Raw genomic sequence first — 20,641 nt, 5'->3', positions numbered from 1 at the left:
GACAGTTGACGAAGAGCTCCGCGGAAACCTGGGGGTAGGTTGGCCGTCATGGACGATCGGCCGACTCTTGACGCGATCCGGCGTGCGCCGAAAGTGCTGCTGCACGACCACCTCGACGGCGGGCTGCGCCCGGAGACCATCGTGGACCTGGCCCGCGACGCGGGGTACGACGCGCTGCCCGCCACCGACCCCGACAACCTGCGGGCCTGGTTCGAGGAGGCGTCCGACTCCGGGTCGCTGGAGCGGTACCTGGAGACCTTCTCCCACACCGTCGGGGTCATGCAGTCGGCCGAGGCGCTGACCCGGGTGGCCTACGAGTGCGCCGAGGACCTGGCCGCCGACGGCGTGGTGTACGCGGAGGTGCGGTACGCGCCCGAGCAGCACCTGCGCAACGGGCTGACGCTGCCGCAGGTCGTCGAGGCGGTCCTGGAGGGCTTCAAGGCGGGGGAGCGCGACCACGGCATCCGCATCGGCACGCTGGTGACGGCGATGCGGCACCAGGCGCGCAGCATGGAGATCGCCGAGCTGGCCGTCCGGTACCGCGACGAGGGCGTGGTCGGGTTCGACATCGCCGGGGCCGAGGCCGGGTACCCGCCCACCCGCCACCTGGACGCCTTCGAGTACCTGCAGCGCGAGAACGCCCACTTCACCATCCACGCGGGCGAGGCGTTCGGGCTGCCGTCGATCTGGCAGGCGATCCAGTGGTGCGGCGCCGACCGGCTCGGCCACGGCGTGCGGATCATCGACGACATCGACCTGACCGGCGACGACGCCCCCAGGCTGGGCCGGCTGGCCGCCTACGTGCGCGACAAGCGGATCCCGCTGGAGATGTGCCCGACGTCCAACATCCAGACCGGCGCGGCCAAGTCGATCGCCGAGCACCCGATCGGGCTGCTGCGCCGGCTGCACTTCCGGGTGACGGTCAACACCGACAACCGGCTGATGAGCGGCACCAGCCTGTCCCGCGAGTTCCACAAGCTGGTGGAGGCGTTCGACTACGGCTGGGACGACCTGCAGTGGTTCACCGTCAACGCGATGAAGTCGGCGTTCATCGGGTTCGGCGACCGGTTGGAACTGATCAACGGTGTGATCAAGCCCGGGTTCGCGCAGCTCAAGTGGCGCGGCGCCCGCCCGCTGGCATGACCGCTCCGCAACGGTTCCGCTCCACGCCCGCGCGGGTCGGCGCCTGGCTGTGGATGGCGTTCGCCGCGCTGAACCTGCTGGACATCGTGCTGCGCGGCCGCGACCTGGCGTCGGCGGCGACGGCCGCGGTGCTGCTGCTGGGCTGCGGCATCGCCTACGTGGTGGGGCTGCGGCCCGTGATCGTCGCCGACGAGCGGGGCGTCACCGTCCGCAACCCGCTGCGCGACACCCGGATGCCGTGGCCCGCGATCACGAAGATCGAGGCCACCACCGCCGTGGCGATCACGTTCGCCGACGGCGGCGGCGCCGAGCGCACCGTCCGCGCCTGGGCCCTGCAGACCTCGCCGCGCGCCCAGGCCAAGGCCGAGCGCGCCGCCCGGCGCGCGCAGTCCGGCGGCGGGGCCGACAGGCCGCCCGACGCCGCCGGGCGGACGCCGACGATGTTCGTGGCGCAGCAGCTCAACGAGCTGAGGACCCGCCACCGCGGCACGCGGACCGGGGAACGGGCCGGCGGGCCGGGCGCCGGGGACGCGGCGGGCTGGGCGTGGCCCGCCGTGGCGAGCGTGGCCGTGCCCGCGGCGGCGTCCGCCGCGCTGATCCTGGCCGCCTGGCTCAGCTGAGGCCGATGGCGGCCGCCAGGTCGGCGCGCAGCCGGTCCAGGTCGGCGGCCGCGCGGGCGCGCACGGCGTCCACGTCCTCGCCGTCCGCGACCGGGTGGACGACCTGCAGGTAGCACTTGAGCTTCGGCTCGGTGCCCGACGGGCGGACCACCACCCGCGCCGACCCCAGCCGGAACCGCAGCGCGTCCGTCGGCGGCAGCCCCCCGGCCCCGTCCGACAGGTCCTCGACGGCCTCCACGTCGCGGCCGCCCAGCCGGGACGGGGGAGCCGCGCGCAGCCGGGCCATCGCCGCGCCGATCAGGTCCAGGTCGGTGACGCGGATGGTGAGCGGGGCGGTGGCGTACACGCCGTGCCGGCGGGCCTGGTCGTCCAGCAGGTCCAGCAGCGTGCGGCCGGCGCGCGCGGCCTCGGCGGCCAGCGCCGCCGCGGTGAGCGCCGCGCCGATGCCGTCCTTGTCGAGCACGACCACGCCGTCGTCGCCGCCGGCGCTGTAGCCGAACGCCTCCTCGTACCCGTAGACGAGCCGGTCGCCGGGCCGCTCCGCCTTCATGATCCACTTGAACCCGGTGAGGGTCTCGGCGAACCGCACCCCGTGCTCGCGGGCCAGCGCGCCGAGCAGCGACGACGACACGATCGTGGTGACGACCAGCCGGTCCCGGCCCGCGGTGTGGCGCAGCACGTGCTCGGCCAGCAGCCCGCCGATCTCGTCGCCGGTCAGCGTCCGCCAGCCGCCGTCGCGGCCCGGCACGGCCACGGCGCAGCGGTCCGCGTCCGGATCGTTGGCGATCACCAGGTCGGCGCCCGAGGACGCGGCCAGGCCGATCACCCGGTCCATCACCCCCGGCTCCTCGGGGTTGGGGAACGCGACGGTGGGGAAGTCGGGGTCCGGGTCGGCCTGCTCGGGGACGACGGCGGGCGCGGGGAAGCCCGTCCAGGCGAAGGCGCGCTCCAGCACCTCCCGCCCGACGCCGTGCAGCGGCGTGTAGGCCACCGACACCTCGCGGGCGTCGCCGAGCGGCAGATGCGACAGGGCGTGCAGGTACGCCTCGACGATCTCGTCGCCGAGCACCGTCCAGCCCTCGCCGAGCGGCAGCTCGTCGACCCGGCCGACCGCGTCGATCGCCGCCGAGATCTGCGCGTCCACCGGCGGCGTGATCTGCACGCCGTCGCCCCAGTACACCTTGTAGCCGTTGTCGCGCGGCGGGTTGTGGCTGGCCGTCACCATGATGCCCGCGGCGGCGCCCAGGTGCCGGACGGCGAACGCCAGCACCGGCGTGGGCAGCGGACGCGGCAGCAGCCACACCCGCAGCCCCGCCCCGGTCAGCACCGCGGCGCTGTCCAGGGCGAACCGCTCCGAACCGTGCCGCGCGTCGTACCCGATCACCACGCCCGCGCCCTCGTCGTCCGGCGGCGGCTCCTGCCGCAGCCGGGCGGCGATCCCGGCGGCGGCGCGCATGACCGTGACCCGGTTCATCCGGTTGGGGCCCGCGCCCAGCTCGCCGCGCAGCCCGGCGGTGCCGAACTCCAGCCGCGCCCCGAACCGGTCGGCCAGCGCCGCCTCGTCGCCGGCGTCCAGGATCGCGCGCAGCTCGGCGCGGGTGTCCGGGTCGGGGTCCTGGGCCAGCCAGTCCTCGGCCCGGCGGCGGTAGTCGCTCATGACGGCCTCTTGCAGCTTCCTACAGCTTCGACAGCACGGTGCCCAGCAGCGCGCCCATGCGGGCGGCGGCGGCCCGGCCGGCCGCCAGCACCTCCTCGTGGTCCAGCGGCTCGTCGGTCAGCCCGGCCGCGATATTGGTGACCAGGGAGATCCCCAGCACCTCCGCGCCGCCCTCGCGCGCCGCGATCGTCTCCAGCACCGTGGACATGCCCACCATGTCGGCGCCCAGCGTGCGCAGCATGCGGATCTCCGCCGGGGTCTCGTACGTCGGGCCGCGCAGCGCCGCGTACACGCCCTCGCCGAGCGTCGGATCGACCTCGCGGGCCAGGGTCCGCAGCCGCGCCGAGTACGCCTCGGTCATGTCCAGGAACCTGGCGCCCGTCAGCGGGTTGGCGCCGGTGAGGTTGAGATGGTCGGCGATCAGCACCGGGTCGCCGACCCGCTGGTGCTCGGGCCGCAGCCCGCCCGCCGCGTTCGTCAGCACCACCGTGCCCACCCCGGCGGCCAGCGCGGTGCGCACGCCGTGCACCACGGGGTCCACGCCGCGTCCCTCGTACAGGTGGGTGCGGCCCAGGAACACCAGGGCGCGGCGCCCGCCCACCTCCACCGCGCGGATCCGGCCCGCGTGGCCCTCCACGGCGGGCGGCGCGAACCCGGGCAGCTCGGTCACCGCCAGCTCGGCCACCGGCTCGCCCAGGGCGTCGGCGGCCGGCACCCACCCCGAGCCCATCACCAGGGCGACGTCGAAGGAGTCCAGGGACGTGCGGGCGCGCAGCCGCTCGGCCGCCGCCCGGGCCAGGTCGAAAGCCTCATTGCTCACGCCGCGACGCTACCTTGGAGATCAGCCCGCGGGCGACTCCGGCCGATCGGCTCGCGTGGTCGATCCGCTGACGCGGCCGATCGGCTCGCGCGGCCGCCGGTCAGTCGCCGAGCGACTTGCACGGCCGGGTGCGCAGGTCCTTGACATAGTCGTCGGGCGCCCCCGCCTTCTCCGCGGCGTCGGCCAGGATGCCCAGGTAGCGGGCGGACGGCAGGCCGCCCTCGTAGTCGTCGAGCACGTACATCCAGGCCAGCACGTCGCCGTCCAGCGTCTGCACCCGGACCCGGATCTTGCGGTAGACGCCGAGCGCGGCGCCCTCCCACGCGTCCAGCTCCTTCTCGTCCCAGGCGGGCACGTCGTAGAGCACGACGAACACCTGCTCGCCGGGCTCCTCGACGACCGTCGCCAGAGCGCCTTCCCAGCCGACGTCCTGCCCGCCGAACGTCAGCCGCCAGTCCGTCAGCCAGCCGGTGCCGCGCATCGGCGAATGCGGGGCCCGTTCGGCCATCTGGTCGGGGTCCATGTTGGAGGCGTACGCCGCGTACAGTGCCACGGCAGCCAAGCGTACCCAGCACGCGGCCGCCGACCCCGGGTCGGGACAGGTCACTGCCCGTTATGCGAAACAATGGGACCGTGACCCGCATCGTGATCCTCGGTGGAGGCCCCGGCGGCTACGAGGCCGCTCTCGTCGCGGCGCAGCTCGGCGCCGACGTGACCGTGGTGGAGCGCGACGGTCCCGGCGGGGCGTGCGTGCTGACCGACTGCGTGCCGTCCAAGACGCTGATCGCCACCTCGGTCCGCATGGCGGTCATGTCGGAGTCGGCCGACCTGGGGCTGCGCTACAACGGCGGCCCGGACGGGGTGGTCGGCGCCCTGGAGGCCGACATGGCCACCGTCAACAAGCGGGTCAAGGACCTGGCCCGGGCGCAGTCGTTCGACATCGCCGAACGGCTCGCCTACGAGGAGGTCAAGATCGTGCGCGGCGAGGGGCGGCTGGTCGAGCCGCACGTCGTCGCGGTCGGCGACCGGCACATCCGGGCCGACATCGTCCTGGTGGCCACCGGCGCCACCCCGCGCGTGCTGCCCGGGGCCGAGCCGGACGGCGAGCGCATCCTCAACTGGCGGCAGCTGTACGACCTGCCCGAGCTGCCCGAGGAGCTGATCGTGGTCGGCTCCGGCGTCACCGGCGTGGAGCTGGCCGGGGCGTACCTGTCGCTGGGGTCGCGGGTCACGCTGGTGTCCTCGCGCGACCGCATCCTGCCCACCGAGGACGCCGACGCCGCGTCCGTGCTGCAGGAGGTGTTCCTGCGGCGCGGCATGAAGGTCATGTCGCGGTCGCGGGCCGCCGGGGTGGAGCGTTCCGGCGACCGGGTGATCGTCACGCTGGAGGACGGCGGCAAGGTCGAGGGCTCGCACTGCCTGATGACGGTCGGCATGGTGCCCAACACCCGCGGCATCGGCCTGGAGGAGGTCGGCGTCGAGCTCGACCGGCGCGGGTTCGTCAAGGTCGACAAGGTGTCGCGGACGAGCGTCCCGCACATCTACGCCGCCGGCGACTGCACCGGCGTGCTCATGCTGGCCTCGGTGGCGGGCATGCAGGGCCGCATCGCCATGTGGCACGCCCTCGGCGAGGCCGTGCAGCCCCTCAAGCTCGGCTGGGTGGCCTCCAACATCTTCACCGAGCCGGAGGTCGCCTCCGTCGGCGTCACCCAGTCCATGGTCGACTCCGGCGAGGTCAACGCCCGCACGGTCATGCTGCCGCTGTTCAGCAACGCGCGCGCCAAGATGCAGGGCTTCCAGGATGGGTTCGTCAAGCTGTTCTGCCGGCCGTCCACCAGCATCGTGCTCGGCGGCGTGATCGTCGCACCGCGCGCCAGCGAGCTGATCCTGGGCGTGTCGATGGCCGTCCAGCAGCACCTGACCGTCGACCAGCTCGCGCACACCTTCGCGGTCTACCCGTCGCTGTCGGGCAGCATCACCGAGGCGGCGCGCCGCCTGATGGCCGAGCACGCCTTCTAGCCCTTCCGGCCGCCGCCGTTCGGGCGCGGTCAGGGGCCGGGCAGGCCGTGCCGGTGCAGCCGGGAGCGGCGCAGGTCCTCCGCGCCGATCACCACGGTCAACGTGCTGGCGGCCAGCGCCAGCAGCCCGGCCGCCGCGCCGATCCACCACGTGCCGGGCAGCAGCGTGAACAGCAGGCAGACCGGGACCATCAGCGCCGCGTGGCGGCGCAGCATGCGGCCGCGCCAGCCCGCGTCGGTGAGGTCGTGCCGCACCCACTCGCGGTTCTCCGGCGGCAGCCGGAACCCCAGCACGTAGCGGACGCGCCGCAGCGGCCCCGGATCTCCCGGCAACCGCGTCATCGTCCTGCCCTCCCCCCCCCGCGACCCGTGTGAAAACGCGCGCCGGGCGCGTCCCCGAGGGAACGCGCCCGGACGGTGCCGCATCGACCGCGAAGGGAGGCGGCGGGGGGATCAGAAGCCTCCGCCGAAGTCGCCTCCGCCTCCGAAGTCGCCGCCGCCGAAGTCCCAGCCGCCGCCGATGTCACCGGCGTCACCGCCGAAACCGCCGCCGACGTCGGCGCCGGCGAAGCCGCCCCCGAAGCCGCCGGACATCATCGAGCCCAGCATGGTGCCGATCATCATGCCGCTGAGCAGGTCCATGCCGCCGTAGGAGGCGTAGTAGCCGCCCGCGTAGGGGGCGTAGGCCGGCCCGGCGTCCCAGTAGGGGCGGCGCCCGTCGCCGTAGGGCACCATGCGCACGTCGGGCATCTCGCCGTTCAGCACCCGCTGCGCGTCGGCCGCGCACGCCGGGACGGACCGGGCGACCCCGCCGGGCGGCGCCCAGGTGACGTCCTTCACCGACGGCCCGTGCTGCGGGTTGAAGAAGCACGGCGCGCGCCGTTCGGGCACCGGCTCGCCCGCCAGCCGCGCCCGCACCGCCGTCATGTGGTAGCGGCCGTCCTCCAGCGCCTCGGTGACGGCGTGCATGTCCTCCGGACGGGCGGCCCGCTCGGTGGCGGCCTTGGCCCGGTCGTAGGAGTTCATGGCCTTCTCGTAGTCCTCGCGCGCGGCGGGGTCGAGATCGGGGTCCATGACGTTGAGGTCCAGGCGGGCGATGTCCTCGCCGAGCAGCGTGACGTCCTCCGCCACGCCCCGCTTGAGCTCGGCCATCTCGCGGGCCTGCCGCTCGCGGCGCCGCCTGCGGGCGACCAGCAGCGCGCCCGACGCCCCGGCCACCACGAAGATCAGCAGCCCCAGCGTCACGAACGCGCCGATCATGCTGGACCGGGCCTTCTCGTCGGCCTTGGTCTCGGCCAGGTCGGCGAACCCGATCAGCCGCGTCTTGATGTCGCCGCCGGCGGTCCGGGCGATCAGCTGGTTGATCTCCTGGCCGGACAGCTCCTTGGAGATCGCCATCATCTTGCCGTCGGCGGTGATGGCGACGTACGTCTTGCCCTCGCCGACGCGCTGGGCGACCGCCTCCAGCATCGGGCCGAGCCGGCTCTTGCCCACGCCGCTCTGCACGACGACGGCGCGCACGTCGGCGTCCTGCCGGTGGTCGAGGGCGGCGCGGATGGCGGCCTGGTCGGCCTCCGGCACCGCCGCGCGGGCGTCGGTGGTCACGTAAAGGCGGGACCCGGTGAGCCCGTTGGCGATCTGCGAGACGTCGTCCGCCTGGGCGGGGACGGCGAAACCGAACAGCAGCAGGAACACCGCGGCGGCCACGGTCGCGAGGGCGCCGCGCCGGACGCCTCGCCCCCGGCCCGCGGTCCCTCGCCGAAGCTGCGAAGTCATGATGACAGTGTGCCTCCTCACGTCACCTTGTACGACGAGCGGGCGGCGCGCTCCGTTCCGTGTCGGGTAGGCGATTCGCCGCGATCATCCCGAAGTCGTGCGTCGGTGTGCCCTGGAGGCAATACCCGGTGAGGAAGCGCGACACCCCCGCCGGGGCGGGGGTGTCCATCGTGCTCCGCGGACGCTCAGGCGCCGTCGGCCGGTCAGGCGTCCTTGATCTCGCAGATCACCGCGCCGGACGGGACCGTCGCGCCCACCTCGGCGGACAGCCCGGACACCGTGCCCGCCTTGTGCGCGGTCAGCGGCTGCTCCATCTTCATGGCCTCCAGCACCACGATGGCGTCCCCGGCCGCGACGGTCGCCCCCTCCTCGGCGACGATCTTGACGATGGTGCCCTGCATGGGGCTGACCAGGGCGTCCCCGGACGCCTGGGCCGCCCCGCCCTTCTTGCCGCCGCGCCGGCGCGCGGGAGCGGCGCCCGCGGCGGCGGTGCCGGACGCCGCGGCGCCCAGCCCGGCGGGCAGCACGACCTCCAGCCGCTTGCCGCCGACCTCGACCGTCACCCGCTCGCGTTCGCCCGCCTCGGCGGCCTCGGGCGCCCCGTCGTAGGGCGCGATCCGGTTGTCGAACTCGGTCTCGATCCACCGGGTGTGCACGGTGAACGCCCGGTCGTCCTCCGCGGGGACGAACGCGGGGTCGTCCAGCACCGCCCGGTGGAAGGGCAGCACGGTCGGCATGCCCGCGACCTCGAACTCCGCCAGCGCCCGCCGGGCCCGCTCCACCGCCTGCCGCCGCGTCGCGCCGGTCACGATCAGCTTGGCGACGAGGGAGTCGAACGCCTGCGGCACCGTCTGGCCCTCGACGTAGCCGGAGTCCAGCCGCACGCCCGGACCGGACGGCGGACGCCAGGTCGTCAGCGTGCCGACGGCGGGCAGGAAGTTGCGGCCCGGGTCCTCGGCGTTGATCCGGAACTCGATCGAGTGGCCGCGCAGCGGCGGGTCGTCGTAGCCCAGCTCCTCGCCGGCGGCGATGCGGAACATCTCCCGCACCAGGTCGATGCCGGCCACCTCCTCGGTGACCGGGTGCTCCACCTGCAGCCGGGTGTTGACCTCCAGGAACGAGATCGTGCCGTCCTGGCCGACCAGGAACTCGCACGTCCCGGCGCCCACGTACCCGGCCTCCTTCAGGATGGCCTTGGACGAGCTGTACAGCACCCGCACCTGCTCGTCGGTCAGGAACGGCGCGGGCGCCTCCTCGACCAGCTTCTGGTGGCGGCGCTGCAGCGAGCAGTCGCGGGTGGACACGACCACCACGTTGCCGTGCCGGTCGGCCAGGCACTGCGTCTCGACGTGCCGGGGCCGGTCGAGGTAGCGCTCGACGAAGCACTCGCCGCGGCCGAAGGCGGACACCGCCTCGCGCACCGCCGACTCGTACAGCTCGGGGACCTCCTCCAGCGTGCGCGCCACCTTCAGGCCGCGCCCGCCGCCGCCGTACGCGGCCTTGATCGCGATCGGCAGCCCGTGCTCGCGCGCGAACGCCACCACCTCGTCGGCGCCCGAGACCGGGTCCTTGGTGCCCGCCACCAGCGGCGCGCCGACCTTCTGCGCGATGTGCCGGGCCTGCACCTTGTCGCCGAGCGCGGTGATCGCGGCCGGCGGCGGGCCGATCCAGGTCAGCCCGGCGGCCTCCACGGCGGCGGCGAACTCGGCGTTCTCGGCCAGGAACCCGTAGCCGGGATGCACCGCGTCCGCGCCCGCCATGTCGGCGATCTTCAGGATCTTCTCGAAGTCCAGGTAGCTGTCGGCGGCGGTCTGCCCGCCCAGGGCGTACGCCTCGTCGGCCACCCGAACGTGCAGCGCGTCCAGATCCGGCTCGGCGTACACCGCCACACTGGCCAGACCGGCGTCACGACAGGCGCGGGCGATGCGGACCGCGATCTCGCCGCGGTTGGCGATCAGGACCTTGCGCACGTTGGGTCTCCTCCCTCAACCAACGCACGCAGTCTAGATAATCACTGTCGGCCGACTTCGTAAGGCCCTCCTTATAACGGGCCCCGCGCCTGTCCGGATCGGGACGCCGCGGCCGCGTCCCGCCCGGCGTGTTCACCTCGTGCGGCGGCGGTTCGACCGTTCCACTTCTCGAGGACCCGGCCGCGACCAGGGACGCCGCGCTGACTGCCGCGGCGACCAGCGGAAATACGTGCGATCCGGCCGCCCGACCGCGCGGTCGGCGACCCCGCGGACCGTGTGACGAACTTGACATTCCCGTCCCGGTCCCCGACACGACCTGCCGATATCCGGCCGGATCCGGCGACTTTCCGATTGCGCAGTTGGACGGCCGCCGCCCGGCCCGGCGGAACGAGCATGCGACGGGGGCCTGCTCACCGAGGAGGGAATGCGCGGTTCAGGGGTCCTGCGCCGCCCTCCACGACTGACCGCCGGGCCACATGCGAGTGACTCCCGGGCCCGCCGCACGGGGTGTATCTTTGCTCTGTTTTCGGCTGGTTCCCAGGGAGACTGATGGTTCGCCGTCTGGGTCTTGCGACGGCCGTGCTGGCCGCGTGCGTGACGCTGCCCTCGTCCGCCGTCGTCGACGACCGCCCGTTCGTGGACGCCGACATCACGCACCAGCTCACCGTCGCCGCCCGCGCGATGCTCGAGTACCGCACGGAGGCCCTCGTGCAGAGCGCACGCCCGGAGGAGGTGCCCACCGAGGTGCTGGGCGTGCGGATCTCCCCGGACATCGCCCGCCAGCAGCACCGGGCCGCCCGCGAGCTGCAGAACCGCAGCCGCGCCCCGGTCGAGGGCGGCCCCCCGTACACCGGCGCCCGCACCCGCCTGGAACCCGAGCGCGCCGTCCGCACCGGCGACCGCATCACCCTGGACGCCACCGAGCACACCGAGGTCCGCTACGACACGGGCAAGGTCACCCAGTCGGTGCGCCGCCGCTTCGACTTCACCGTCGACGGCCCCCAGTTCACCCTCGTCGCCGAACACGTCCGCGACCCGGACGCCCGCCCCCTCAACGACCCCCGCCCCGAACACTGACCCTCACTCCCGCATCCGGTCGGCGGCCTCCTGGCACGCCTGCGCGGCCCGGGTGAAGCAGTCGGACAGGACGTCGAGCTGCTCGGGCGAGCACCCGGTGAGGATCTCCCCGATCCGCTCCCGCGCGGGCGCCACGACCTCGTCCAACCCGGCGGGCCTGCCGATCGGCTCGACGAGCACCTTGCGCCGACCACCCGGCCGCCCCGCCCGCCTTCATGGCGATACCGCCTGATTGCGCGCCGCCGAAGCCGCCTTCCAGGGCGTCGTCGGACGCCGACGCCTCGGTGCGGTTGGCGACCGTTCGGGGTGAACGGGCGTTGGGCGGGGTATTCCAGGCGAGGAGGTGATCTAGGCGAAGGGGCTAGGTGCGGCGATCGCTTGACGGGGCCGTTGCGGCGGCCGGAGGGCGGGGTGCCCGTGCGGCGGCATGTCGGTCACCAGGGCGAACGTGTGGGGCGCCTCGTCGCGGGGCGCCGCCCGGCATGGACGGCGTTCGCCAATCGATCAACGCAACGGTGTGCTTTGCGGCGAAATGGACGCGGGTAACTGCGTGGGCGGAAATGACGCCGCGGCGGTCGCATACGTCGCGTGGACGGTCGCCCGCGGATTTCTTGACGCTTAGTCATCCATCGCGTCATGACATCGCGCTGCGTAGTCGGTCAGTGGTCGACGTGGGCGTGCAGCAGGGCAATCGGTGGCCGCAACCGGCCATGCGGGTGCGGTGGGAATGCGGTGGAACATGCCTCCAGATCGATGTACGGGTGGCTTCCTGTGATACTTGAGTCGTAAACTGTCGACGCTCTCGCAATTCGGGGTAAGCGACGAAAGGGGTCGGGCATGAGCGACAAGCGGGGCGCGAGCATCGGAGCCCTCGAAGAGCTTTCCCGGATGTTCAGCAAGCACTCCCGGAACCTCGACGCCCTGATCAAGGACCTCAACAGCCGCACGGTGAGCAGCACGGAGATCTGGTGGGGCCCCGGCGCCGACCGTTTCCGCAGCGCGTGGGCCGAGGCCAAGGCCGCGTTCGACAAGATGGCCATCGCGCTCGAGCAGGGCAGCCAGGACATCAAGCGCTCCCAGCAGAACATCGAGGCCGCCACGCGCTGACCGCGCCCCAAGGACGCGCGGGCCCCGGCCCAACCCCCCGAGGCCGGGGCCCGCGCCATGCCTGTGCACGAAGACGTCCGCGCTTGGAGTCCGTGCCCGACCCGAGATCCCGATGCGGCCGGCTTGAGCCGCACGGCTGCGGGCGTCACGCGCGGCGGCGGGGCACAAGGGCTTCGGGACGGCTGTCGGTGGGCGGGGCCGGGCTTGGCCGCGGAGGTGCGGGTCAGCGGTCGTCGCCGGTCAAGGGGGGTGGCAGGGCCACCTGGATCTGGGTGGTGACGCCGGTGGCGACGAACAGGCCGCGGCCGGTGGGGCCGCCCAGCGGCGCGTTGCGGGGGAGGCGCAGGCCGAACAGCTCGCCGCTGTCAGGGGAGTCCACCGACAGCAGGACGCCGGAGCGGGAGCGGCGGGTGTCGGAGAGGAAGCCGCGGTAGCCGCGACCCAGATCCTCGGTGGTGCCGCCGATGACGACGGCGTGCTCGCCGTCGCGGGCGGTGCGCAGGACGCCGCACAGGGCGTCGTCGAGGTCCGTTTCGTCGAGCAGTTCGGCGTCGTCCACGACGACGACGTAGCGGTGCTCCTCGCCGATGGTCTCGGCGAGGTCGTCGGAGTCGGCGTCGGCCGACAGGACGCCGAGGACGCCCGGGCGGCCCGCCAGCTGCCGCAGGGGCGAGCGGCGGGGGGTGATGAGCACGACCGGGGTGAGGCCGCCGCCCACCGACGGGTCCAGCAGCGAGTGGACGATCGTCCGCAGGGTGGTGGAGCGGCCGGAGCGCGGCGGGCCCGCCACGACGAAGCCGGGGCCCTCGTTGAGCAGGTCGATGCCGACGGGGGAGAGCGTGTCGCCGCCCACGCCGACCAGGGCCCACAGCGGGGACGGCGCCAGGAACTCGGGGTCGAGGGCCATCGCCTCGCGGTAGGTGACGCGGACGGGCAGCTCGTCCACGTGGATGGGGCGCTGCTTGCGGGGCAGCCGGCCGTAGCGGGTGACGCAGGCGCGTGCGATGTCCTGGAGCGCGGCCACCTGGGCGGTGCCGGACGGGTCGTCGCCGAGCAGGCCGATCTGCGACTCGCGCGGGGGCAGGCCGGGGCCGGTGACCTCCAGGGCGCGGCCGGGCGGCATGGCGGCGGGGATCTGCCTGTCCTGCAGGCCCGCGTAGCCGTAGTCGTTGGGGTCGGCCATGCGCAGGACCAGGCGGCGGTCGAAGACGGTGGAGACCTGGCCGGACAGCCCGGAGCGGTCCCCGGTGAACACCGCGCGCAGGCCGACCGAGGCGCCCTCGCGCAGCAGGCGGATCAGGGCGTCCACCAGGCGGCCGTAGTCGTAGTGCTCGAACGCGGCGACGAACCCCTCCCAGCGGTCCAGCAGGAGCAGCATCCAGGGCAGGCGGTCGGTGGGGGCCACGGCGGCGCGCTGCTCGGACAGGGACGCGAAGCCCGCCTCGGCCAGCAGTTGCTGGCGGCGGGACACCTCCGCGGAGAGCGCGGCGATGAGGCGTTCGACGCGGTCGAGCTGGTCGCGGCTCACCACGGCCCCGCAGTGCGGCAGCGAGACGAGCGGGAGCAGCGCGTTGGCGCCGCAGTCGATGGCGTACAGGTGCGCGTCGTAGGGGGAGCACGCCCCGGCCAGGGAGCCCGCGATGGTGCGCAGCGCGGTGGACCGGCCCGACTGGGCGGACCCGGCGATGTACAGGTGGCCGCCGGACGTCAGGTCGAGGGTGAGCGCCTCGCGCGACTGGACGGCGGGCAGGTCGGTGATGCCGAACGGGAGCGGCGGCACGTCCACCACGGAGCCGCCGGCGGCCGTACGGGGCGTGAGCTTGACCCTGTCCGGCAGCGGGTTCAGCCAGGGCGACGGCTGCCGGTCGATACCGGCGCGGCGCGCGGCCTCGTCCACGGCCTCGACGAGTACGGCCAGGTCCGTGACGCCGGGTGCGTCGTCCAGGGCCTCGCGGGGCGCGGGCAGGGGGCGGCCCAGCCCCTGCCAGGGGAGCGGCACGACGGCCGGGGCGGACGCGGTGACGCTCCCGGGGCGGCGGCCCCCGACGCGGGCGGTCTGCACCGGGTACGGCTCGGACGCGCCCGAGCGCACATAGCAGCGCCCGGGGATCGACTTGGGGATGTTGGCCGCGTCGGGGGCGTCCAGCACATCGGTGGACTCGTCCGGGTCGGTGACCCGCAGCGCTATGCGCAGGTTGGTGTTGGCGCGGATGTCGGCCGTGACGACCCCCGCGGGACGCTGCGTGGCCAGGATCAGGTGCACGCCCAGGGAACGCCCCCTGCGCCCGATATCGACCAGGCCCGCCACGAAGTCGGGCAGTTCCGTCACCATCGCGGCGAACTCGTCGATGACCAGGACGAGCCGGGGCAGCGTGCCGCCGCCGCCCTCGTGGTAGTCGTCGATGTCCTTGGCCCCGGCGCGCAGCAGGATCTCCTCGCGGCGGCGCAGCTCCGCCGACAGCGACTCGAGCGCGCGCTCGGTGGCGTGCCCGTCCAGGTCCGTGACCATGCCGACGGTGTGGGGGAGCCGGGCGCAGTCCTTGAACGCGGCCCCGCCCTTGTAGTCGATGAGCACGAACGTCATCTCGTCCGGGCGGTTGGCCACCGCCAGGGACGCGATGAGCGTCTGCAGAAGCTCCGACTTGCCCGCACCCGTGGTTCCGGCGATCAGCCCATGGGGGCCGTCCGTGCGCAGGTCGAGTTCGAACGGCCCGTCCGGGCCGATGCCTATGGGCACGCGCGTGGTGCGGCCGCCGGTGCGGTACCAGGCTTCCAGCACGTGCTTGGCGGACGGGTCCGGCATGTCGAGCAGGTCCAGCAGCCGGGCCGAGGCGGGGATGGCGTCTTCGGCGTCCTCGCGCGACACGTCCCGCACGGGGGCGAGCGCGCGCCCGACGCGGTCGGCCCATGCCGCGGACACCTGGTCCGCCAGGACGGGGCCGAGCGCGTCCAGCCCTTGGCCGCGCAGCCGCAGGGTGTGGGGCCCCTCCCAGGCCGCAACGGCGGTGCACTCCTCCGGCAGCAGCCGCTCCTCGTCGTCCACGCAGATCGCGTACAGGCCGTACTCGGCGCCGCGGGACAGCAGCATCGGCATGCCGGGGACGCGGCGCAGCGCCCGCGCCCCGTCCAGCACGACGAGGATGTTGTACGGGACGGCGTCGCCGGGCGGCCGCTCCTGGCCGAAGAACGAGGACGACGCCTGCGCGGCGCGGCGGCGTTCGGTGACGCGGATGGCCAGCTCGGTGACGCGGTGCGCCACCGACTCGGGGTCGCTGCCCACCAGCGCCACGCACTCCTCGCCCTCGCGCGGCGCGCAGTGCGGCAGCCAGCGCACCCAGTTCCAGTTCTCCGCGGCGCGTTCCTCGTCGTCGGCGCACAGCACGACGATGGCCAGGTCGCGGGGGCTGTGCAGGGCGGCGGCCTGCGCCACCAGCCAGCGCGCCAGGCCGCGGGTGGCCGTCCGCGGGCCGGTCAGGCCGATCACGCCGAGGTCGGGCAGCGGCAGCGCCACCGGCACCAGCCGCGCCTCCGGGACGTCGATGCCGTCGGTGTCGCCGACCAGCTCCACGCGGGCGGGCAGGTCCGCCAGGCCGACGCGCAGGTGCAGCGTGTCGGCGTCGGTGACGCGCCGCTCCCACAGGCGGCGGCGCGGACCGGTCGCGGTGAGCAGCACCTCGGCCGGGTCGGGGTGCAGGGCGCGGCGCTCCTCCTGGTCGGCGCGGCACAGCCGGTCCAGCTCGCCGTCGAACTCGGCGGCCTTGCGGTGGTACTCGCGCAGCGCCTTCTTGTACGACTTGCGGCCGTGCATGCGGTCGCCGATCCACTCGCCGACCGTCATCACCGGCCAGGCCAGCGCGAACAGCGCCCACCACCACTGGCCCAGCGCCACCGCCATGACCAGCCCGAACGCCGAGAACAGCAGCGCGCCGAACAGCCGCAGCCGCTCGCGCGGGTTGCGTTCGGGACGCTTGGGCACCTCCAGCCGCCGGGGCGGCCGGGCCGGGTGCAGGCGGGGCGGGCGGTTGAACGCCAGCCCGCCTTCGGGCATCCGCTCCAGGTGGGTGTCGGGCGCGGCGGCCGGGGCGAGCGACAGCACGGTGGCGCCGACGGCCAGCAGCGCGCCGGGCTCCCACACCGCGGGTTCGCCGTCCCGGTCGAGCGGCGCGCCGTCCAGCACCGCGGTCGCCGACGCGGCCACCCGGACGGTCTCGCGGTCGACGGTCACCCGCAGCGCGACGGCGGGCACGGCGGGGTCGTCCACGCGGACGTCCACATCGTCGCCGGAGCCCAGGGTCGCCGCGCCCGGCCCGAGCCGGTGCACCGAGCCCGCGGCGGGCCCGCCCACCACGCGGACCTCCACCGTGCCGGTCGGCTCGGCCAGCACGGTCGCGGCGGCCGTGCGCTGCTCGACGGCCACGACGGCGCCCTCGCGCAGCTCCCGCACGGCCTGCGCCTTGGGGTCGAGCATGCGGCCGTCCAGCCACAGCGCGTGCCGGGCGCCGCTCCCCGCCGCCGCGCCCGCCGCCGGAACGCCCGCCGCCGGAACGGTCGGCGGCGCGCCGGCCGCGGCACGGGCGGCTTTGGAAAATCGCGGCACCATGGGAATCGGCCGCTCATTCGCCGTCGTATCGGCGTCCAGGGCCGTGGAAAGGGAACGGGCGACGCTTTCGACCGTCGCGTCCGAATCGACGTCGACGATCACGTCGCGGGAGCCCCGGCCGGTCAGCGCCGTGAACGAGATCCGCATACAGAGCCCCTCCGTCGTGCCCCGCCGCCGGTCAGAGATTACCCACCCGCGTTCCGCCGGGTTTCGGCGGCCGCGCGGTGGCGCCGGATCCCAGGATGCGCCATTTCGCCCGGCCCGACCTGCGGTTTCCCGAATGCAGTCAGCGATCTCTGCAACTTCGTGTAAGCGCCGGAGTGGCCGGAGAATCGGCTGGTCACCACGGTGCGTGCGGTTACGGTGCGGCTTCACCTAGCAGAATCCATTGACGTGACCTCGCCGGTCCCGCAAGCATGGATCGCTCGGGCATGCCGTGCCGAGCGATCCGCCAGGGCGAGTGCGGCGGACTCCATGCGCATGACGGGGCACCGAATCGCGGGCGGGGCCCGAGGGGGCGGGCGCCCGCCGGGGCGGGAAGGAGCACGTGGCGAGTGCGATGAAGAGCAACCAGTCGGCCGTCGCGAGCGGGACGACCGGCGCCGGCGCGGCGGCCGGGCTCGGCCGGTCCGGGCTCGGCGCGTCCGGCGGGCAGCGGCTTCCGTCCGCGCCGCGCGAGCGCAAGCCCGCGCTGGCCGCCCTGGCCGTGCTCCTGATCCTCGGCGGTGCGCTGACCAGCGCGTATCTGGTGATGGCCAGCGGCCAGCGGGTGTCGGCCATCCGGATCGCCCAGCCGGTCGCGGCCGGGCAGCGCATCCCGATCGGCGCGCTGGAGGAGGTGCAGATCGGCGACACCGGCGTGGCGTACATCGCCTGGTCCGAGCGGGCGCGGGTGACGCAGGCGTACGCGGCCGTGCCGCTGGTCAAGGGCGCGCTGCTCACCAACGAGATGGTCAGCCGGGGCGACGACGCCGCGCGGGGCCGCGTGGTGGTGGGGCTGGCGCTCAAACCCGGCCAGTTCCCCGCCCGGGGCCTGGAGAGCGGCAAGCGCGTGGCGCTGTACGCGGTCGGCGGCGGCAACGGCGGGCCGCGCGCGGGCACGGTGCTGTCCACCGACGCGATCGTCCTCGGCGTGGGCGGCGGCGCCTCCGACCGGCTGCGCGACGACCTGACGTCGGTGGACGTGGCGGTCGCGCCGGGCGAGGCCGCGCTGGTCACCCAGGCCGCGTCGGCGGGCACCGTCGCCGTGGGCCTCGTCCCGGACGGCACGCAGGTCGGGTCCGCTCCGGCGGCCGCACCCGAGCGCACCGCCCAGTCCTCGCCGAGCACGGCAGGCTCCGACGGCGGGCAGAGCCCGCTGCCCGATTCGACCGGCGGCCGGCAGGGCGGGCAGCAGTCCAGTGGCCAGCAGTCGGGCGGGCAGCAGCGGTCGTCCGGCACGGGCGGGAACTGACCGTGGCACTCATCGCGCTCGCGGCCGACAAGGGGGCGCCGGGGGTCACCACCTCCGCCGTCGCCCTCGGCGCCGTGTGGCCCCGGCCGGTGCTCGTCGCCGAATGCGACCAGGCCGGCGGCGACCTGGTGTACCGGCTGCCCGCGGCGTCCGGCGACGGCGACGACTCCCGCACCGGCATGCTCAACCCGTCGCGCGGCCTGCTCAGCCTGGCCGCCACCGCCCGCCGCGGCCTGCGCCCCGACCAGATCGCCGAGCACTGCCAGCGGCTGGTCGGCGGCCTGGACGTGCTGGTCGGCATCACCAACGCCGAGCAGGCCCAGGGCATGACCTGGCTGTGGGGCCCGCTGGCCCGGGCGTTCGCCGGGCTCGCCCCCGTCGACGTGCTCGCCGACTGCGGACGGCTCGGCGCCGGCACCCCGCTGCTGGATTTGATCCGCGCGTCCGACATGCTCGTGCTGTTCACCCGCGCCACCCTCGAACAGGTCGCCCACCTGCGCGAACGCATCGCCGCGCTGGCGGGCGAGCTGCGCGGCGGCCCGCCGATCGGCGTCGTCGTGCTGGCCGACCCGCGCGACTTCCGCGCCTCCATCGCCGAGGTCGACCGGATCGTCACCAGCGCCCACCGGCGGCTGCGCGCCGAGGCGGCCACGGGCGGCGGCCCGCCGCCCCCGCCGGTGTCGGTGCTGGGCGGTCTCGCGCTCGACCCCAAGGGCGCCGAACTGCTGGCGGGCCGGTGGGGCGGACGGCTCGGCCGGTCCCTGCTGATCCGCTCGGCCCGCGAGATCGCCGGCACGCTCGCCGCCCGCGTCGCCGCGCCGGGCCCCGACGCCCCCTACGCCCCCGGCCCCGCGGGAGCCGCCCAGCCGGTCCCGCCCGGCGGCCGGGGCCCGGCGGCCCCGATCGACCCGCAGCTGCAGGAGGGGAGGCTCTAGGTGGATCACGCACTGGTCAAACGGCTGCGCCAGGAAGTGGGCGACCGGCTCGCCCAGCAGCGCCGGCTCGACGCGGCCGCCGGGCTGCCCCCCATGTCCGGCGAGGACGAGCGGCAGTTCGCACGGGCGCTGATCGGCCAGGTGCTGGAGGAGTACGCCCGCGGCGAGATCACCGCGGGCCGCCGTCCGCCCAACGCCGAAGAGGAGGAGGCGCTGGCGGCGGGCGTGCACGCCGCGCTGTTCGGCGTCGGCCGCCTGCAGCCGCTGCTGGAGGACCCCGAGATCGAGAACATCGACATCAACGGCTGCGACCGGGTGTTCATCGGGTACGCCGACGGCCGCGAGGTCATGGGCGAGCCGGTGGCCGAGTCCGACGAGGAACTGATCGAGCTGATCCAGATCCTGGCCGCCTACAGCGGCCTGTCGTCGCGCCCGTTCGACACCGCCAACCCGCAGCTGGACCTGCGGCTGCCCGACGGTTCGCGGCTGTCGGCGGTGATGGACGTCACGGTGCGGCCCGCGCTGTCGATCCGCCGCGCCCGCCTCGCCAAGGTGTTCCTGTCCGACCTGGTCGGCAACGGCACGCTCAGCGAGGAGCTGGCCCGGTTCTTCAGCGCCGCCGTGGCCGCCCGCAAGAACATCATGATCGCCGGGGCGACCAACGCGGGCAAGACCACGCTGCTGCGCGCCCTGGCCAACGAGATCCCGCCGCACGAGCGGCTCATCACCGTCGAACGCGCCCTGGAGCTCGGCCTGGACGCCTTCCCCGAGCTGCACCCCAACGTCGTGGCGTTCGAGCAGCGGCTGCCCAACTCCGAGGGGCAGGGCGCGATCTCCATGGCCGAGCTGGTGCGCCGGTCGCTGCGCATGAACCCCTCGCGCGTCATCGTCGGCGAGGTGCTCGGCGACGAGATCGTCACCATGCTGAACGCGATGACGCAGGGCAACGACGGGTCGCTGTCGACCATCCATGCCAACTCCTCGATGGAGGTCTTCAACCGCATCGCCACCTACGCCATCCAGGCCGAGGAGCGCCTGCCGGTGGAGGCCACCCACATGCTGATCGCGGGCGCCATCGACTTCGTGGTGTTCATCGAGAAGCGCAACGACTACGCCAACGGCGGGCGGCTGCGCCGGTTCGTCTCCAGCGTCCGCGAGGTCACCGGCGTCGACCAGCGGGTGCTGTCGTCGGAGGTGTTCGCGCTGGGCCCCGACGGCGTCGCCGTGCCCGCCGCCCCCATCGCCTGCGCCGACGAGCTGGCCCGGCACGGCTACGACACCTCCCTGGGAGGCCAGTGGTGACCCCCGCGCCGAGGGGAGGTGGGTGAGGTGTACTCGCCGGACGTCCTGCTCGCCGTCCTCGCGGGCGCGGCGGTCGGCGGCGGGCTGCTGCTGCTCGTCGCCGCGATCCGCGGGCTGCCGGCCCGGCCGGGGCCGGCGCGCGGCAGGCGCCGCGAGGAACTGG

General features: G+C 74.5%; 16 protein-coding genes. 8 read left to right on the top strand and 8 right to left on the bottom strand.

All coding sequences use genetic code 11. The features are described 5' to 3' along the window. Nucleotides 1–48: 48 nt before the first annotated feature. Together ABD879_RS18225 and ABD879_RS18220 are read left to right on the top strand one after the other, a co-directional pair. Nucleotides 49–1,143: an adenosine deaminase gene (locus ABD879_RS18225; RefSeq protein ID WP_345022651.1), complete on the top strand. Its 1,095-nt coding sequence runs from the start codon at nt 49–51 to the stop codon at nt 1,141–1,143. Continuing rightward, nucleotides 1,140–1,763, top strand: a complete 624-nt coding sequence (locus tag ABD879_RS18220; RefSeq protein ID WP_345022650.1) for a PH domain-containing protein — start codon at nt 1,140–1,142, stop codon at nt 1,761–1,763. Before ABD879_RS18225 ends, ABD879_RS18220 begins: the two co-directional genes overlap by 4 nt. On the opposite strand, the gene ABD879_RS18215 is transcribed toward ABD879_RS18220, so the two are convergent. From ABD879_RS18215 to ABD879_RS18205, 3 genes are all read right to left on the bottom strand, one after another. Further along, nucleotides 1,756–3,420, bottom strand: coding sequence for a phospho-sugar mutase (locus ABD879_RS18215; protein WP_345022649.1), 1,665 nt, complete (start codon nt 3,418–3,420; stop codon nt 1,756–1,758). The two genes, ABD879_RS18220 and ABD879_RS18215, sit on opposite strands and share 8 nt — an antisense overlap. A 19-nt stretch (nt 3,421–3,439) precedes the next feature. Continuing rightward, nucleotides 3,440–4,240: a purine-nucleoside phosphorylase gene (locus ABD879_RS18210; RefSeq protein WP_345022648.1), complete on the bottom strand. Its 801-nt coding sequence runs from the start codon at nt 4,238–4,240 to the stop codon at nt 3,440–3,442. A 100-nt stretch (nt 4,241–4,340) separates the two neighbouring features. Next, nucleotides 4,341–4,793, bottom strand: a complete 453-nt coding sequence (locus ABD879_RS18205) for a gamma-glutamylcyclotransferase family protein (protein ID WP_345022647.1) — start codon at nt 4,791–4,793, stop codon at nt 4,341–4,343. Nucleotides 4,794–4,873: 80 nt separating this feature from the next. Between ABD879_RS18205 and ABD879_RS18200 the strand changes: the two genes are divergently transcribed. After that, nucleotides 4,874–6,259, top strand: coding sequence for an NAD(P)H-quinone dehydrogenase (locus ABD879_RS18200; RefSeq protein ID WP_345022646.1), 1,386 nt, complete (start codon nt 4,874–4,876; stop codon nt 6,257–6,259). A gap of 29 nt (nt 6,260–6,288) precedes the next feature. On the opposite strand, the gene ABD879_RS18195 is transcribed toward ABD879_RS18200, so the two are convergent. The 3 genes from ABD879_RS18195 to ABD879_RS18185 all read right to left on the bottom strand — a co-directional run bounded on the left by ABD879_RS18195 (nt 6,289) and on the right by ABD879_RS18185 (nt 10,004). Then, nucleotides 6,289–6,600 carry a DUF5313 family protein gene (locus ABD879_RS18195; RefSeq protein ID WP_345022645.1) on the bottom strand — a complete coding sequence of 104 codons (312 nt, stop codon included), beginning with the start codon at nt 6,598–6,600 and terminating at the stop codon, nt 6,289–6,291. 111 nt (nt 6,601–6,711) lie between these two features. Then, complete coding sequence (locus ABD879_RS18190; RefSeq protein ID WP_345022644.1) at nt 6,712–8,034, bottom strand: hypothetical protein; 1,323 nt, start codon at nt 8,032–8,034, stop codon at nt 6,712–6,714. A 203-nt stretch (nt 8,035–8,237) separates the two neighbouring features. Next, nucleotides 8,238–10,004, bottom strand: coding sequence for an acetyl/propionyl/methylcrotonyl-CoA carboxylase subunit alpha (locus ABD879_RS18185; protein WP_345022643.1), 1,767 nt, complete (start codon nt 10,002–10,004; stop codon nt 8,238–8,240). A gap of 549 nt (nt 10,005–10,553) precedes the next feature. Here ABD879_RS18185 and ABD879_RS18180 point away from each other — a divergent pair. Then, on the top strand, nt 10,554–11,081 hold the full coding sequence (locus ABD879_RS18180; RefSeq protein ID WP_345022642.1) for a hypothetical protein: 528 nt from the start codon (nt 10,554–10,556) through the stop codon (nt 11,079–11,081). A gap of 3 nt (nt 11,082–11,084) precedes the next feature. Here ABD879_RS18180 and ABD879_RS18175 read toward each other — a convergent pair whose 3' ends face one another. After that, complete coding sequence (locus ABD879_RS18175) at nt 11,085–11,261, bottom strand: hypothetical protein (RefSeq protein ID WP_345022641.1); 177 nt, start codon at nt 11,259–11,261, stop codon at nt 11,085–11,087. Nucleotides 11,262–11,918: 657 nt separating this feature from the next. Between ABD879_RS18175 and ABD879_RS18170 the strand changes: the two genes are divergently transcribed. Continuing rightward, on the top strand, nt 11,919–12,188 hold the full coding sequence (locus ABD879_RS18170) for a WXG100 family type VII secretion target (protein WP_345022640.1): 270 nt from the start codon (nt 11,919–11,921) through the stop codon (nt 12,186–12,188). 223 nt (nt 12,189–12,411) lie between these two features. Here the strand turns inward: ABD879_RS18170 and ABD879_RS18165 are convergent, their stop codons facing one another. Continuing rightward, complete coding sequence (locus tag ABD879_RS18165) at nt 12,412–16,935, bottom strand: FtsK/SpoIIIE domain-containing protein (protein ID WP_345022639.1); 4,524 nt, start codon at nt 16,933–16,935, stop codon at nt 12,412–12,414. Nucleotides 16,936–17,335: 400 nt separating this feature from the next. Here ABD879_RS18165 and ABD879_RS18160 point away from each other — a divergent pair, with 400 nt between their 5' ends. The 3 genes from ABD879_RS18160 to ABD879_RS18150 are packed head-to-tail and all read left to right on the top strand — an operon-like array spanning nt 17,336 to nt 20,478. Beyond that, complete coding sequence (locus tag ABD879_RS18160; RefSeq protein WP_345022638.1) at nt 17,336–18,241, top strand: hypothetical protein; 906 nt, start codon at nt 17,336–17,338, stop codon at nt 18,239–18,241. Between the two features lie 2 nt (nt 18,242–18,243). Next, nucleotides 18,244–19,176 (top strand): hypothetical protein, encoded by a 933-nt coding sequence (locus tag ABD879_RS18155; protein WP_345022637.1) that lies wholly within the window; start codon nt 18,244–18,246, stop codon nt 19,174–19,176. Further along, nucleotides 19,177–20,478: a TadA family conjugal transfer-associated ATPase gene (locus tag ABD879_RS18150; protein ID WP_345022636.1), complete on the top strand. Its 1,302-nt coding sequence runs from the start codon at nt 19,177–19,179 to the stop codon at nt 20,476–20,478. Nucleotides 20,479–20,641: the final 163 nt, after the last annotated feature.

This window comes from Actinomadura keratinilytica (genome assembly GCF_039539665.1).
Taxonomy (GTDB): domain Bacteria; phylum Actinomycetota; class Actinomycetes; order Streptosporangiales; family Streptosporangiaceae; genus Spirillospora; species Spirillospora keratinilytica.
This window is presented reverse-complemented; position numbering and strand designations above follow the sequence as displayed.